General features: G+C 33.9%; 17 protein-coding genes. 6 read left to right on the forward strand and 11 right to left on the reverse strand.

Annotated features, from left to right (window positions below; translation table 11 throughout):
• Window positions 1-92: 92 nt before the first annotated feature.
• Entirely contained in the window at window positions 93-1,715 is a 1,623-nt protein-coding gene (locus tag P178_RS0114420) for a hypothetical protein (protein ID WP_027066868.1), read from the forward strand.
• 75 nt (window positions 1,716-1,790) lie between these two features.
• A complete protein-coding gene (locus P178_RS0114425) occupies window positions 1,791-3,623 on the forward strand; it encodes a cytochrome-c peroxidase (RefSeq protein ID WP_027066869.1) in 1,833 nt (610 codons plus the stop codon).
• Here the strand turns inward: P178_RS0114425 and P178_RS0114430 are convergent.
• The 3 genes from P178_RS0114430 to P178_RS0114440 are packed head-to-tail and all read right to left on the reverse strand — an operon-like array spanning window position 3,620 to window position 5,629.
• Entirely contained in the window at window positions 3,620-4,384 is a 765-nt protein-coding gene (locus P178_RS0114430; protein ID WP_027066870.1) for a TIGR02757 family protein, read from the reverse strand. The genes P178_RS0114425 and P178_RS0114430 overlap by 4 nt on opposite strands.
• Window positions 4,381-4,938 (reverse strand): CPBP family intramembrane glutamic endopeptidase, encoded by a 558-nt coding sequence (locus P178_RS0114435; RefSeq protein ID WP_027066871.1) that lies wholly within the window; start codon window positions 4,936-4,938, stop codon window positions 4,381-4,383. The genes P178_RS0114430 and P178_RS0114435 overlap by 4 nt, the downstream gene beginning before the upstream one ends.
• A gap of 10 nt (window positions 4,939-4,948) precedes the next feature.
• Window positions 4,949-5,629 (reverse strand): ABC transporter ATP-binding protein, encoded by a 681-nt coding sequence (locus tag P178_RS0114440; protein WP_027066872.1) that lies wholly within the window; start codon window positions 5,627-5,629, stop codon window positions 4,949-4,951.
• Between the two features lie 231 nt (window positions 5,630-5,860).
• Here P178_RS0114440 and folE point away from each other — a divergent pair, with 231 nt between their 5' ends.
• The 4 genes from folE (at window position 5,861) to P178_RS0114460 (ending at window position 8,607) form a co-directional block, all read left to right on the forward strand.
• Entirely contained in the window at window positions 5,861-6,460 is a 600-nt protein-coding gene (gene folE, locus P178_RS0114445; protein WP_027066873.1) for a GTP cyclohydrolase I FolE, read from the forward strand.
• 83 nt (window positions 6,461-6,543) lie between these two features.
• Window positions 6,544-6,843: a hypothetical protein gene (locus P178_RS0114450; RefSeq protein WP_027066874.1), complete on the forward strand. Its 300-nt coding sequence runs from the start codon at window positions 6,544-6,546 to the stop codon at window positions 6,841-6,843.
• Between the two features lie 54 nt (window positions 6,844-6,897).
• The gene (locus P178_RS0114455; protein WP_027066875.1) at window positions 6,898-8,118 is read left to right on the forward strand and encodes a sulfite oxidase; all 1,221 of its coding nucleotides are present in this window, start codon (window positions 6,898-6,900) and stop codon (window positions 8,116-8,118) included.
• Window positions 8,119-8,607: a hypothetical protein gene (locus P178_RS0114460; protein WP_027066876.1), complete on the forward strand. Its 489-nt coding sequence runs from the start codon at window positions 8,119-8,121 to the stop codon at window positions 8,605-8,607.
• A 62-nt stretch (window positions 8,608-8,669) separates the two neighbouring features.
• On the opposite strand, the gene P178_RS0114465 is transcribed toward P178_RS0114460, so the two are convergent.
• From P178_RS0114465 to serC, 8 genes are all read right to left on the reverse strand, one after another.
• Window positions 8,670-9,242, reverse strand: a complete 573-nt coding sequence (locus P178_RS0114465) for a hypothetical protein (protein ID WP_027066877.1) — start codon at window positions 9,240-9,242, stop codon at window positions 8,670-8,672.
• A gap of 16 nt (window positions 9,243-9,258) precedes the next feature.
• A complete protein-coding gene (locus P178_RS0114470; protein WP_027066878.1) occupies window positions 9,259-11,652 on the reverse strand; it encodes a TonB-dependent receptor in 2,394 nt (797 codons plus the stop codon).
• A 65-nt stretch (window positions 11,653-11,717) separates the two neighbouring features.
• Window positions 11,718-11,969, reverse strand: a complete 252-nt coding sequence (locus tag P178_RS0114475; protein WP_027066879.1) for a hypothetical protein — start codon at window positions 11,967-11,969, stop codon at window positions 11,718-11,720.
• Between the two features lie 109 nt (window positions 11,970-12,078).
• On the reverse strand, window positions 12,079-12,393 hold the full coding sequence (locus P178_RS0114480; RefSeq protein ID WP_027066880.1) for a DUF6787 family protein: 315 nt from the start codon (window positions 12,391-12,393) through the stop codon (window positions 12,079-12,081).
• Window positions 12,394-12,423: 30 nt separating this feature from the next.
• Window positions 12,424-12,882 carry a DUF6146 family protein gene (locus P178_RS0114485; RefSeq protein WP_027066881.1) on the reverse strand — a complete coding sequence of 153 codons (459 nt, stop codon included), beginning with the start codon at window positions 12,880-12,882 and terminating at the stop codon, window positions 12,424-12,426.
• Between the two features lie 65 nt (window positions 12,883-12,947).
• Window positions 12,948-13,580: a DUF937 domain-containing protein gene (locus tag P178_RS0114490; RefSeq protein ID WP_027066882.1), complete on the reverse strand. Its 633-nt coding sequence runs from the start codon at window positions 13,578-13,580 to the stop codon at window positions 12,948-12,950.
• Between the two features lie 69 nt (window positions 13,581-13,649).
• Window positions 13,650-14,600, reverse strand: coding sequence for a D-2-hydroxyacid dehydrogenase (locus tag P178_RS0114495; protein ID WP_027066883.1), 951 nt, complete (start codon window positions 14,598-14,600; stop codon window positions 13,650-13,652).
• A 62-nt stretch (window positions 14,601-14,662) separates the two neighbouring features.
• Window positions 14,663-15,727 carry a 3-phosphoserine/phosphohydroxythreonine transaminase gene (gene serC, locus P178_RS0114500; RefSeq protein ID WP_027066884.1) on the reverse strand — a complete coding sequence of 355 codons (1,065 nt, stop codon included), beginning with the start codon at window positions 15,725-15,727 and terminating at the stop codon, window positions 14,663-14,665.
• Window positions 15,728-15,741 lie beyond the last annotated feature (14 nt).

Raw genomic sequence — 15,741 nt, forward strand, 5'->3', positions numbered from 1 at the left:
ACTTCTGTTCATTAATTGCTAATTTTCAGTGAACCTTTCTAAAAGGTTGTCGGTATAGTTTTGGACTTTATAACCTAAAAACTATATTGATAATGAAAAAATCAAAAAATTTACTAATTAAAGCATTGTTTCTTTCTTTTCTAGGAATGGCCGTAATGAGCTGTGATGGAGAAGATGGTGTTGATGGTACCAATGGTATTGACGGTGTTGATGGTGCAGACGGCGCCGATGGAGCAGATGGTTCAGATGGTGCGGATGGGCAAGATTTAACCTTGTCAGAGTCAATACCTTTAACCAGTTCTGTAACACCAAATGAAATTTTTGAACTTAAAGGCGCGTTTGCAGGTTCTGCGAATTTGAATATGATTATGTCTTCTGCCGATATTTTAGAATCAGATTCTACTTTCGTTTATGGTTCTTATATGGATGGTGCAGCATTATTTCCAACAGAAGACGGTAACTATGCATTAATTAATAATTTAGAAGCAGATTATTCAATAGCGAGAATAATGTTGAATTCTGAACTTCAGCCACTACAAGGAGATTATATCGTAAACTCTACGGCAACTGCCTTTACAGCTATGTGTTCTGGTTCTGCAATTACGGTTGAAGAGCATGGTTTTGGACCTTTATATCTTTCTGGTGGTGAATGGGGCGGAAATGCCAAGGGTGTTTATAAAGTAAATCCATTTAGAGCTAAAGAGAATAGAGTAGAGGTAGAAAGATTACCTGCCTTGGGCGAATGGTCTACGGAAAATGCCGTTGCCATTGGTAAAGATGCATACACTTCGCAAACTGTTATATTCATGGGTGATGACCATAGCGATAATACCTACCCACAAGCTCATTTTGGAATGTATGTTGGTGCTAGAGGAGATTTATATGGTGGTAAATTATATGTACTTAGAGGTAAAAATCCTATTGAATCTTTACCTGGTGAAGGCGGACAGTTATTTGAAATGGGTATGGCTGAAGATATTGCTTACGATGTTGAGTGGGTAGAGGTTAGCGAGCGAACAATTGATGAGCTAAATCAAGAAGCAATAGATCTTTCTGCTATTGGTTTTCAGAGAATTGAAGATATTGATTGGAGAAGAGGTTCTGCAGAAGCTAACAGGGAAGTTTACTTTAATGCTACTGGTAGAATTCGTGGAGATAATCCAGATTTAAACCTTAGAGGTACAGGTTTTGGTCGTGTATACAAATTAGAGCTTAATGAAAATGATCCTACTGGCGATGCAGTTTTAACGGTAGTTGTTGATGGTGATGTTGAAGGTGGTAAAGGTGACGGTATGCACTCTCCTGATAATATTATGGTTACAGAAAACTATGCATATATACAAGAAGATCCAAATGGGTATGCAGACTTAAATGCTGATATAACAGGTTTTGCCAAACTTTGGCAATTAGATTTGAATACAGGTGCTTTTGTTGAAGTTATGGAATGTAACCAAACTGTTGCTGCAGGATTAGGAATTGGTAATACCACCAGTATGTGGGAAATTACAGGTCTTTTTGATGTAACTGATATAATTGGAGCTTCTGAACCAACTTTTATTGGTGGTGCTCAAGTTCATGGATGGAATTACAGTACAACACCCGAGACAGCCGTAAGAGCAGACGGACTTAAATTTGTTGATCCAACTGCAATTAGTGAGGGTAGTGCATCTTTAGAAGGATCCGTTCTTTTTAAATTGACAGGTTTACCTAGATAAATATTTTTATAATATCATATTAAAAGGTTCCCAATTAAGGGAACCTTTTCTATTCACAAATTTTTTTCTAGTACTATGAAGGCATTACAAATTATATTAATTTTTATTGGACTATTTGTTTCTTTAATATCATGTAATGATAGTAAGATTACATCTAAACAAATGGTGTCAAATGATAAAGAATCCATGTTTAATGATGCTATTCGTAATTACTATTTTACCACATTAGATAGTACTTCGCACTATATGCTTCAAATTGATACGCTGAATTCTCTAGTTAAAAACAAAAAACTATTTTTAAAAAGTAGGGAATGGTACAAGAGGGTAGAGCCTATGCTTATTGCTTATGATTATGAAAATTATCTTTCTATGAACGCGCCGAATTTATTGAAGGTTGAGATAGATGATTATCAAGATATAAAAATCCAAAACCCTAAAAGTTATCAAGTTTTGGAGGAGCTTTTGTATTCAGAGGATAGTATTTCGAATAAAGAGTTACATTCTGTCTTAACATATTTAAAAGTTAGAATACCATTCGTAAAAAAGAACCATATTCTTATAACCCAAAGAGATCGACATCATCTTAAAATGATTCGTGATGCTATTGTAAACATAGCAGCGAAGGGAATTACAGGATTTGATTCCCCAATGTTGGCGAATTCATTAAACGAAGCGGTTTATAATTATGAGTCTTTAGATAATATTATCGAAATTTATAAAGACGCGTTTTCTAATACAGAACTTTATAGACAATGGAAAATTGAAATTTCGTCAGCCATAAAAGTTTTAAAAAAATCAAATTTCGATGATTTTAACCGTTATAACTTTATAAAAGAGCATACCAATAATCAACTTAAATTAGTAAATGAAACAGCTAAAGATTGGAATATTGACTTAAGTACTTCTCGTTCTTTAAATCCGGAAATATCAAACCTTTTTGATAAAAATTTCTTCAATATGAAGATGTTTTCATTACAAAGATCACCTGAAATTACTGACGAAAGAATAGCATTAGGGCAACAATTATTTAATGATCAATCTTTATCAAGTTCAGAAACTATTAGTTGTGCAACGTGTCATATCAAGGAAAAAGCTTTTACTGATGGTCATATAAAAGCAATTGGTGTTAATGGTGAAGAATTACAGCGTAACTCGCCAACATTAACCTATACAGTTTACCAACGTTCGCTTTTTTATGATGGTAGGGCAGATGGTCTTGAGGACCAAATAGTTGGTGTAACCAATAATGAAAATGAATTTCATATAGATTTAAATAAATTAGAAGAAAAAATACAACAGAATCCTAATTATAAAAATCTGTTTGCTGCTTTGTATGATGGGCAAATAACAAATATGAATGTTAGAAATGCTATAGCTACATACATTCGTAGTCTTGCTCCATTCGATTCGAAATTTGACAGAAATATGAATGATTTAGAAGATACGATGACTACTGAAGAAATTAACGGATTTAATTTATTTATGGGCAAGGCAGCTTGTGCAACCTGTCATTTCCCTCCGGCATTTAATGGTACCGTACCTCCTAAGTATATGGAGACGGAGTTTGAAAATCTAGGAGTTCCTAAAAACGCTAGTTTTGACAATCCTGTGTTAGATGATGACTTAGGTCAATTTTTTCCTTATGAGGTAAATGAAAAGAAACATTTCTTTAAAACTTCAACTGTACGTAATGTAGAATTGACAGGACCTTATATGCATAATGGTGTATATGAAACTCTAGAAGAAGTGGTTCAGTTTTACAATGTGGGCGGTGGTCAAGGTATGGGGTTAGATGTGCCGCTACAGACCTTACCTTCAGATTCTTTGAATTTAACCGATATAGAATCTAAAGCTATTATTGCTTTTATGAAAACATTGACGGATCAGCAGTACAAGACTAACAATTAGAATTTTTCAAAAACTCCTAATCCAAATAATGCAAAATCATATTTAACTGGATCCAAAGGGTCCAGTTTTCTTAGGTTCTTGTCTAATTCTGCTAGAGCTTTAGCGTCGTTCTGTTTACGTTTTAATATACCTAATTTTCTAGCTACGTTTCCAGAATGTACATCTAAAGGACAAGATAATTTACCGGGGCTGATGTTTTTCCAGATTCCGAAATCCACGTGTGTAGATGCATCCCTTACCATCCATCGCAAAAACATGTTTATTCTTTTAGCAGCAGATCCTTTTAAGGGGTCAGAAACATGTTTGGTTGTCCTTTGCTCATACGGAATTTCAAAAAATATTTCTTTGAATTTTGAAATAGTAGGCTGTAGTGAATCACGGTCTTGATGTTTTGTAAAAACACCTTCTAAACCATTGTGTTTGGTATATATGTTTTTAAGACTTTGTATAAAAAAGGTTAAATCAATGTCGTTGAATGTTCTGTGTACAAAACCGGCTAAATTTTCTAAATCATCATCTGAGTAATTCATCACAAAATCATACGGGCTTTGACCCATTTTGTCCATTAGCTTATGAGAATTATTAATGATACTTTTCCTATTGCCCCAGGCAATGGTTGCTGTTAAAAAAGCACTAATCTCAATATCCTCTTTTTTATTAAAGAGGTGGGGTATTTGTATAGGGTCAGTTTCTAAGAATTCAGGATTATTATACTGAACAACCTTCTCATCAAGAAATATTTTTAATTCACTTTTTGTCATTCAATAGGGATATCTAATAGTTGCATGATCAATACGGGGACGATTAAAACCATGTTATAACAGGCATGTAAAGCCATAGACCAAATAAGACCAAAACGTACTCTAATATACCCCAAAAGAAAACCAACACTAATTTGCGGCGCTACTAATAGTGGAGAGAATAGAAGTACCTGCTTGGTCATTTCAAAGTTGCTTATGTGCATAAACCCGAAAAGAACTGTAAATAAATAAAAAGCAATTTTAAATAATTTCGAATTTTTGAAAAAGACAAGTGGTCCTCTAAAAAAGAGTTCTTCGAAAAAAGGGGCTATTATTACGGCTAGGAAAAAGATCATCATTACCGTATAATTTTCGAACAGATCATCTATAGCATGTTTACCTAAATTTAGGTGAAATATATTTTCTACTACACTGGCGATAATTAAAAGTATGATGCTTGCACACAATGCCAAGACCAATAACTTAACAAAGGTTCTTAATTTATGTGTTATAGATGTATTCGCATCCCGCATGTAAACAGGTTGCTTTGCAAATAATAAAAGTTCGTTTAGCATGTGTTTTGGCTTATGCTAAAATGATTTCTTTATCTACAATTTTACCATCTACCATGGTTAATTTACGGTCTGCCATTTCAGCTAACTCACTGTTGTGCGTAACAATAACAAAAGTCTGACCAAATTTTTCTCTTAATTCAAAAAACAGTTTGTGAAGATTGTCTGCACTTTCAGAATCTAAATTACCACTTGGTTCGTCTGCAAATATGATAGAAGGATTATTTATTAAGGCACGTGCCACTGCAACTCGTTGTTGCTCACCACCTGACAGTTCTGATGGTTTATGGTCATATCGATGAGATAGACCTAAGAAATCTAAAAGCTCTTTTGCTCTTTTTTCAGCATCAGATTTAGGTGTTTTTTTGATAAATGCAGGTAAACAAACATTTTCTATTGCTGTAAATTCAGGTAGTAATTGATGAAATTGAAAGATAAATCCAATATGTTCATTTCTAAATTTAGCAAGATCTTTATCATTTAGGTTAGTTGTCTCTATGTTGTTGATCAATAGGGTGCTATCTTTTCTATTGGACTGAATATCTAATGTGCCCAAAATTTGTAATAAAGTTGTTTTACCTGCCCCAGATGCGCCAACAATAGAAACAATTTCTCCTTTTTTAATGTGAAGGTCAACTCCCTTTAGAACCTCTAATTCTCCGTAATATTTATGAATGTTAGAAGCTTTTATCATGTGAAGGGTTTGTTTTTAATACTAATTCGTTGAAATTCAAAATTAATCAAAAAGAAGCACGTTAAAAATAGAATTTCTCTTTTACTTCTTTAGCTAGTTGATAATGGTACTTTATAGTTTTATGTTATAATGTAATCTTAACTATTTATGATATTTTTATGTTTCATGATGAAAGAATATACTAAATTTGTTCAACCTAAATTTAATTAGGTTAAACATTAAATGCATTTTATGTCCCCTTATAAAAACTTAGAAGAATACAATCTTGAAATTACCGATGAAGTAAAAAGTAGATACTCGTCTATTATTGATGAAATTGGTGAAGATGTGGAAAGAGAAGGTTTGGTTAAAACACCTGAGCGTGCAGCAAAGGCTATGTTATTTCTAACCCAGGGGTATCAGCAAGATGCAGTTGAAATATTAAAAGGTGCAATGTTCAAAGAATCATATGATGATATGGTGATTATAAAAGATATTGAACTTTATTCTTTATGTGAGCATCATATGTTACCATTTTTTGGAAAAGCTCATATAGCGTATATTCCTAATGGTCATATAGTTGGGCTAAGTAAAATACCACGAGTAGTTGATGTTTTTGCAAGAAGATTACAAGTGCAAGAACGCCTTACACATGATATTTTAGAATGTATCAACAATACATTAAAACCTAAAGGAGTAGCGGTTGTAATTGAGGCTTCTCACATGTGTATGATGATGCGTGGTGTTCAAAAACAAAATTCTGTAACTACTACTTCAGGGTTCAGAGGTCAGTTTGAAAAAATAGAGACCAGAAATGAATTTTTAAAGTTGATAAGCGCTAAACTTTCTTAATTAAGAGACGAACTACCTTTTGTTTATTTTGAAATTTTGGCATCTTTGTTGCATTCTTTATAAAGAATAACTAATTTTTAAGTATGTCAATTTTAAAAAATAAAAAATACAAGCAACTATTAATGGGCTTGCTTTTTGACGGCATCGGGATGCTGTCTTTTGTAATACCTTTTGTAGGGGAATTTTCTGATATTGTATGGGCTCCATTATCCGCATGGTTAATGACACGTATGTATAAGGGTAAAGTAGGGCAGGCTGCCGGTATATTTACTTTCGTTGAAGAAATTATCCCAGGTTTTGATATAATACCTTCTTTTACCTTAATGTGGTTATATACTTATGTATTTAAGGGAGCCAAAAAAGGACAAACAATAGAAGTGTAAAGCATACTTTTATTTTTAGCAAAAACCTTAACTTTAACTCAAATTACGTACGTTTTGAAGAGAAGAAGTTTTGTTGCCAAATCTAGCTTAGGTGGTTTAGCTGCCTTATTAGGTGTAGAAATCGTATTTAAAGATTTAATGCCAGATGGTTACGTTCCTGTAGCTTTACAAGATACAGATCCATTTAAATTGTTCAATAAGGACAAGGATATGGTGGTACTTAACGACAAGCCTTGGAACATAGAAGCTCAAGCACATCTTTTAGATGATAAAATAACTCCAAACAAGTCCATATTCATAAGAAATAACGGACTCATACCTGAAGATATAGATGTTGATAACTGGACTCTTACCATAGATGGGGAGTCGGTTATACAAGAAAAAACATATTCACTTTCAGAATTAAAATCGAAGTTTAAGCAATATACCTATCAACTTACATTAGAATGTGGTGGTAATGGTAGAAGCGAGTTTGATCCTCCGGCAAAAGGTAATCAATGGACAATTGGTGCTGTTTATTGCGCTAGTTGGACAGGAGTTAGATTGCGTGATGTTTTAGAGGATGTTGGTATTAAAGAGGATGCAGTATATTTTGGTTATCATGCAGCAGACGTTCATTTGAGTAGAGATCCAAATAAAGAGCCTATTTCTAGAGGGGCACCAATGTCAAAGGCATTGCAAGATGAAACTATTCTTGCATTTAAAATGAATGGTGAAGATATTCCTATAGCCCATGGTTATCCGTTGCGTGTAATTGCTGGTGGCTGGCCAGCATCGGTTTCAGGAAAATGGTTGCAACGTTTAAGTATTAGGAATATAGTGCATGATGGTACTAAAATGACAGGAACAGCTTACAGAGTACCATGTAAACCGGTTGCGCCTGGAGAAAAAGTGGCAGATGAAGATATGTGTATTATTGAATCTATGCCTGTGAAATCCCTAATTACATATCCTAAATCTGGAGCAACACTTTCTCTTGAAAAAAAATTAAATATTAGAGGTCATGCGTGGGCTGGTGAGCTAGAAGTTTCTAAAATGGAATACTCTATAGATTTTGGTGCTACTTGGAAGGTATGTACAATTGAGAAACCAGCCAATCGATTAGCATGGCAACATTTTTCTGCAAAGATTTCTTTTCCACAAGAAGGTTACTATGAAGTCTGGGCTAGAGCAACAGATTCAAATGGTGTTAGCCAGCCAATGTTATTGCCAGGTTGGAATCCCAAAGGATATTTAAATAATGCTTGTCATAGAATAGCTGTAAAAATAGCATAGATGAAAAAGCATACTAATGAAAAGCTGAAATTAGCATTTCAAGAATTGTATCGGAAAATATTATTGATTTTTGCAGTAATTGCTATTGGCGCAATCATATTAGTCTATTTTATGGTGGACCCAAGTTTGTCAGTATTAAGAGATGATGAACCCAAAACAGAAATAGTAGTTTTACCTGAAACGGATGATCAATTTGATAAGATTGAAAATGGAATTCATGTTCGTACCGGTTTTGTTGAAGCACCTGGTATGATGGAGACTGTCCAAAATTGTACTAATTGCCATTCTTCTAAGTTAGTTATACAAAATAGAATGGATGAAGAGCGCTGGAAATCGACTATTAAGTGGATGCAAGAAACACAAAACCTTTGGGATTTGGGAGAGAATGAAGAAGTGATAATTAATTATCTAGTCACTAATTATCCTCCCAGAAAAAAGGGTAGAAGAGAAGTGTTGACAGATATAGAGTGGTATCAATTAGAAGAATAGAAAATATTAAAAAAGCCTTTGAATAGAAATTCAAAGGCTTTTTTAATATTAATAATTTTTTCTTATTCTACTACTACTGTAAAAGTTTGAGCAATGTCAGTCTCTCCTCCAGCTTCTGTCAAATTACCATCGTTTGGTTTTGTTGGCTCATGACGTAAAGTAATAGTTATGGTACCTGAACCTGCATCGCCAGTAGTTAATTCAAATTCAAGTCCTATTGGATTTCCGTCAGCATCTTCATCGGTATAAGCAACTTCTGCAAGAGAACCGGTTAGGCTAAAGAAAAACTGGTGTTCATCAGATTCTTCAGCTACTTCTTCTGTTATATCTTCTGCAGGAGTTTCTGTTTCGTTCAATAGCTCAATACTACCTACATAGATTGTATTTGCAGTTAAATTATCTGCAGTAATAACAGGAGCATTTGGTCCATCTCCATCTAAATCTTGAGATTGAAATGTTGCAGTACCATCAGCACTTGTTAAGGTAACCGTCATTGTAGTAATAATTTCTTCTTCGTTTACTATTTCTGGCGTATCATCATCACTAGAACATGATGTCAAAACTGTTGCCATTAAGCTTAATGCTAAAACTGTTTTTAAGGTTTTGTTTCTTCTCATAGTTGTACTTGTTTTCATTTGTTAGTAATTATTATTAATAGTTAAATATTAAGCGTAGACTTATATTTCTGCCCATGTCGTCTACAAAATATCGTTGGCGATTTAAATAATCACGATAATTGGTATTTAATAGGTTGCTTGCAGTAAGACCTACAGTTAAATCATTTTTGTTTTTAAGTGTAAAAGATGCTTCGGTATTAAGGGATAAAAGGTGATAAGCATCTGGTGGTGTATTGATATCTAAAATCACATTTTCTTGCTGTTCGGGTGAAAAGACCTCAATATTATCTGGAAATCTCGTTTGTTCGAAAACATACTGACTTTCTAGACTTACAAGAAAATTATTCCATTTAGGAATTGTATATGTAATACTATTTGTAAAGTTGGCTGCAGGTATGTTTATTAGCGGTGTGTCTGTTTCTGTATCAGTACCTTTTACCCATGCAAACTTGTGGTCTGTTCTAACTTTCGAAGACCAATTGTTGTATAAGGATGCATCAACACCCAATAGAATGGCATCGGTTTGACGATAAGACCATACGGGGAAAGCACCTCTTATAGTAAATTCTACACCGGTTGGTTCAACAAGTATAAAGTCTCTCATACTATTTAGAAAAGGAGCAAAAGTATAGCCCCATTTACTGGTATTTCTTTCTAAGGATACAGAGAGTTTAGATGACGTCTCGCTCTTAATTCTTAAATCGCCCAATTCTATACGTGCTGCAGAGTGGTGTAGCCCGTCACTAAATAATTCTGAAGGATTGGGTGCCCTTTGGGAGTATGCATAATTAAAACGTAAATGATCTTTGTCATTTAATTCATAATGAAACCCTGCAGTACCAGAGAAATTATGGTAGTCGAAAACAGGATTAACAAGTAATTGTGTGCCTAAGTCTTCGATAATTATATCTGCAAAATCTACATCATATCCACGTTCTTCCCATCGTGAAACTCTATAGAATTTTTTTGAATCTATTCTGCTAAAGTCATAACGAGCACCTGCATCTAACGTCCAATCCTTGTTTAGTTCATAGCTACCAATTGCAAATAGTCCGAAATCGTATTTGTCGTAATCAGGTATCAGTCTTCTTACACCTGTATCAGGATTTGCAAAGTTAGTTTGATATCTACCTAACGCGCCCACCTTGAGGTCAAAACCTTCTTTAGCGTCAAATTTTATATTGGTTAAAATAGAATGTGTTGTCAGTTTCAAGTCTAATGATGCTTTATCTGCATCATCACCTACACGAATATCATATTCAAACCTTCTATTTTGTTGAAAATCATATTGTGTGGTCCATTTTCCAAAACCTTCAAATCTTCGGTAATAACTAAGTTTTCCTAAATGATGGGTTACCTCTTGGTAGGGTTGGGTAATATCATAAGTAAAATCATTTATAACACTAGGTACATCACTATTAATAGCGTTTATTAGATCATCTACATTACCAATATGAGAGGCCCTTAATATACCAATCTCTGAATTAAAGTACGAGTAATAGCCCTCCCAGCCTTGTTTAAAATCGCGCTTTCCAACATTTAGAGATAAACCACTTTCGTTGATACCGGTGTTTGAAAGTATATAATCTGGAGCTTCTAAATCTCCTAATTTTTTATATGATCCTTGGGCTTTAATATATAGACCAGACTTATACGATTTGGTCAACGAAGATGTAACATTACCACCACGACCATTAGACGATAAGTTTAATTGTGTTTTACCAAACAAAGAATCTGTTCTAATAACAGGTAACGGTTCTAATACAATTACTCCGCCTATGGCGTCACCACCGTATTCAATTGCTGCAGCGCCTTTAATGACACTAATATTTTGGTTAGCATTGACATCGACATTTGGGGCATGTTCTTCTCCCCACTCCATGTCTTGCATGCGAACGTTATTGTTTAGAATTAAGATTCTACTACCGTTTAAACCTTGTATTATTGGTTTAACAATGTTACCACCAGTATTTAATGTTGATACACCTACAATTTTCTTAAGTGCATCGCCTAAACTATTACCACTATTTCGCTCTATATCTTTTACCGATAAAATATTCTCTTGTGCAGAATTGGTGCTTTTGGGAACATCACCAATTACTTTTACCTCATTTAGCTTTTCTAAATGGTGTTCTAGCCTAATCTCCGAAAAAGTATTGCCATTTATTGTTACGGTAACAAATTTGGTAGTACACTCTGGATGTGATATTTCTAATTCTAAAACTCCATCACACAAGTTTTTAAAAGTAAATTTTCCATTTTCTTTAGAAACTGTTGAAAGATTTTTACCTGTGATATTAATAGTTGCTCCACTCAACGTACTGTTGTCATGGAAATCAACTATTTCTCCTAGTAATATTGAATTGCAATCTTGAGCATAAATAAATGAGCTACAAAAGATTGCGAAAACATATAAATAATATTTCATTATATAAGTTTTACGCGAGTATGTATCGATTTAAAATTAAATCGATTTAATTATTGGAAAGTATACTAATTGAAAGGAGGAGGTCTACCAAATATGGCATACTGAAAATAAAACGAAGGTGCCTCAAAAACCAAAGGCGATAGTTTTTTACCAGTAAAAATAATAACCGATAAAAGGACTAGCATTAAAATGGCTACGAAAGTAAATTCAGAATTTTGATTCTGAACGGCCAAATCACAAATACTACAGTTCTCTATAGTATCTACGGTATTGTCTTGATGAGTATAAACATGAAAAGAAGTCACCTTGATTAGCATTAAGCTAAGCAGGATAAATACAGAAATATATGTAAATATTGAACTCTTCACTTCGCTAAAATACTAAAAGAAGTAGAACTGAATGTTAAATAAAACCTAACAAAAAGAATTAAAATAAGAATCCAAGCCCAATTCTTTTAAGCATCTTTTTTTCAAATGTCCAAAAGAATTTAAATTGACCAAATAACCACCCGTAAATTACCAATAGTACTTGATAAAAGGGAAAAATTAATAGAATTCGCAAAATCCAGTATAAAGTACTTCCCCACCAAACATCTGGAAAATTAGCTTGGTGTAGGCCAATTAAATTTAAAAAAGGTTTAGCTACATAAACAGAAGATGAACCTGTAATAGCAAATACAATAAAGATGATGGTTAATTGAAAATTACTGGTTACACCCCAGCGCTCTTTTAATTTTTGCATGACTAGTATTAAAAGCGACAAATATACTTTTTAAATACGGGGTACAAAAGGTCCTAGGCGTTGATTGTATTTTCTTTGAAAATATATGAAGTAATTATAGAGTTTGTAATTAACCTCGTAACCGTAATCTATTTGCTGTGAATAATCTATGCGAAGTTCATATAAATTTGGATTAAACCGAGAAGGTTGTAATACCCTATTATTCCATTCTAATACCATAATGTTATTTCTGTTTTCAAGAAAATTTTGAGAATAGTATCCCTCAGGTTTTGCAATTGAACTTAGCCAAGTAGTAAAGCCAGGTTCAATTATAATAATCTCATATTCTGTTTTTTCACTAGAAATTGTAATGGTATCTTCTTGTACTTGTTTAAAGGTTTTTTCTTCACTTTCGGTAATGGACAAAGAGTCTTTTGTTGTGCTACAGTTTATAAATAATAGAGTAGTAGCACTTAAAATCAGTAAACTATAAAATGTATTCTTTTTCATAGAATATAAGATACAAAAAAAGCCGCTTGCAAAAGCAAACGGCTTATATTAAAAGGTTTAGAATCTTATTTACCAAAAAGACCTCCTAAAAGACCTCCAAGACCACCTTGTTTTTTATTGCTTCCCATTACCATACCGGCAACGTCATCTAAGATGCTACCGTCACCATCAGCATCTAATAAAGTTGTTATTAAGCTTTGGTTTTCTTGTGGTTGTCCACCTAGCATGCTACCAAGTAAGGCATTCATACCATTACTGTCGCTAACGTTACTTTGTGCTGTTTGCTTCCCTAAAAAGCCCATTACTATAGGAGCTGCTATTTTTAATATTTGAGCAACCGAACCAGCGTCCAATCCAGATTTTGCACTCAAAGCACTTTCAACCTGTGGTTGCTTGTTACCAAAGACATGACCAAGAATACCAGCGCCATCAGACATAACGCTGTCATCAACACCACCGCCGAAAAGACCGCCTAAGTTATCTAAAATGCCACCACTATGTTTACTAGATAAAGCACTCATTAAACCTTGAGCACCTTCTGGTGTTGATACATTCTTTTTCATAGCACCTAGAATTAATGGCATTGCCATACTAAGTACGTTTGCGGTTTTATCTTCAGGTTGATTTGTTTGTCCTGCTACACCACTTATTAATTGTTGCCCCATTGGGCTATTTAATAAATCTAATAATCCTGCCATTGTAATAGTTAATTTAATGTTTATGCTGTAAAATACGAAAAAGAGTCAACATTATAAGGTATTGAGCACCTATTTTAATAATGAAATTATTTGCTCTGCCAATTCTAAGCCTATTCTTTCTTGTGCTTCAAGTGTTGCGGCGCCAATATGTGGTGATAGTGATATGCTTGAATGCATCAATATTTTTATTTCAGGAATTGGTTCTGATTCGTAAACATCTAATCCTGCGAATGATACCGAACCATTTTCCAAAGCTTCAATAAGGGCAACCTCGTCTAAAACTCCACCACGTGCAGCATTTACAATACCGACACCCTTTTTCATTTGAGCAAACTCGGTTTTACCTAATACATAATTATCTTGCCCCGGTATATGTAATGATATATAATCGGCTTTTTCAAGTAAATCTGACTTTTTGCTACTTTTTAAATCGAAAGTCATTTTTTGACCGTCAAAGAAAGAAAGATCAATATTAGTTTCTTTAACTTCTGGATCAAAATATATAACATTCATACCCACCCCAATAGCAAGCTTTGCTGTAGCTTGACCAATATTGCCAAAGCCTAAAATACCCAAAGTCTTCCCTCGTAGTTCAGTACCTTTAGAATAAGATTTTTTTAACCCTTTAAAATTGCTATCACCTTCTAAAGGCATATTTCTATTTGCATCGTATAAAAAACGAGCACCACCAAAAAGATGTGCAAAGACCAGTTCAGCAACAGATTCTGACGACGCTGCAGGGGTATTAATAACATGAATGTCTTTTGCTTTTGCGTAATCAACATCAATATTATCCATACCAACACCACCTCTTCCTATTAATTTAAGAGTAGGGCAGGCGTCAATTAATTCTTTTCTAACCTTAGTTGCGCTACGCACTAATAAAGCATCTACCTTTTTATCATTAATATAATTAGCCAACTGTTCTTGAGCAACAGTGGTTGTTAACACGTCAAAACCGGCTTTCTCTAAAGCGGCAATACCGTTTTGAGAAATACCATCATTCGCTAATATCTTCATATGTTTTACTAAAATTTAATTGTTGAGCGAAATATTAATTACGGAACTAGAAAATTTCTATTTTATCCTTTTCGTTCCATTTCACTCATTACATCTACCAATACACCAACACTCTCTAAAGAAAGCGCGTTGTACATGCTAGCTCTATAACCACCAACAGAACGGTGACCATTTAATCCATTAATACCAGCTTCTTTTAACATCTCGTCAAAAGTTGATTTTAAAACTTCATCGGTGATATTAAATGTAGCATTCATTAAAGAACGATCTTCAATATTTGCATATCCTTCAAATACAGGATTCAAGTCTATCTCTGAATATAATAATCTTGCTTTCTTTTCATTTTCTTCTTCAATAGCAGAAATACCACCACGGCTTTTAAGCCATTCTAAAGTAAGCATGGATGTATAAACAGCAAATACAGAAGGAGTATTAAACATACTATCTTTTGATATATGCGATTTATAATCTAGCATAGAGGGTATTTTTCTAGAAACCTTGCCTAGAATATCATCCTTAACAACAACCAAGGTTGTACCTGCAGGTCCCATATTCTTTTGGGCACCAGCGTATATTAAATCGAATTGAGAGAAATCTAGACTTCTAGAGAAGATGTCAGAACTCATATCGCAAATTAATGGTGCGTCAGTTTTTGGGAATTTTTTGAATTGTGTACCGTATATGGTATTATTAGAAGTAAGGTGTAAATAATCTAAGCCTTTTGGCACGGTATATCCCTTAGGAATATATTTGAAATCTTCATCTTTAGATGAACCTACTTCAACAACCTCACCAAACAATTTAGCCTCTTTAATTGCTTTATCGCTCCAAGTACCTGTATTAAGATACCCTGCTTTGTTCTCCAGCAAATTATAAGCGACCATTAAAAATTGTAAACTAGCACCACCTTGTAGAAAAAGCGCTGTATAACCTTTATCCTTTAGGTCAAGCAGTTCTAAAGCCAATGATCTTGCATTTTCCATTACTGCAACAAAATCTTTGCTTCTATGTGAAATTTCTATAAGTGAAAGTCCAGAACCGTTGAAGTCCATAACAGCTTCAGAAGCCTTTAACAATACTTCTTTTGGCAATATACAAGGACCAGCGCTAAAATTATATTTTTTCATTTTGTGTGTAATTT

This window comes from Maribacter sp. Hel_I_7 (assembly GCF_000688315.1).
In the GTDB taxonomy this organism is placed as follows: Bacteria; Bacteroidota; Bacteroidia; order Flavobacteriales; family Flavobacteriaceae; genus Maribacter; species Maribacter stanieri.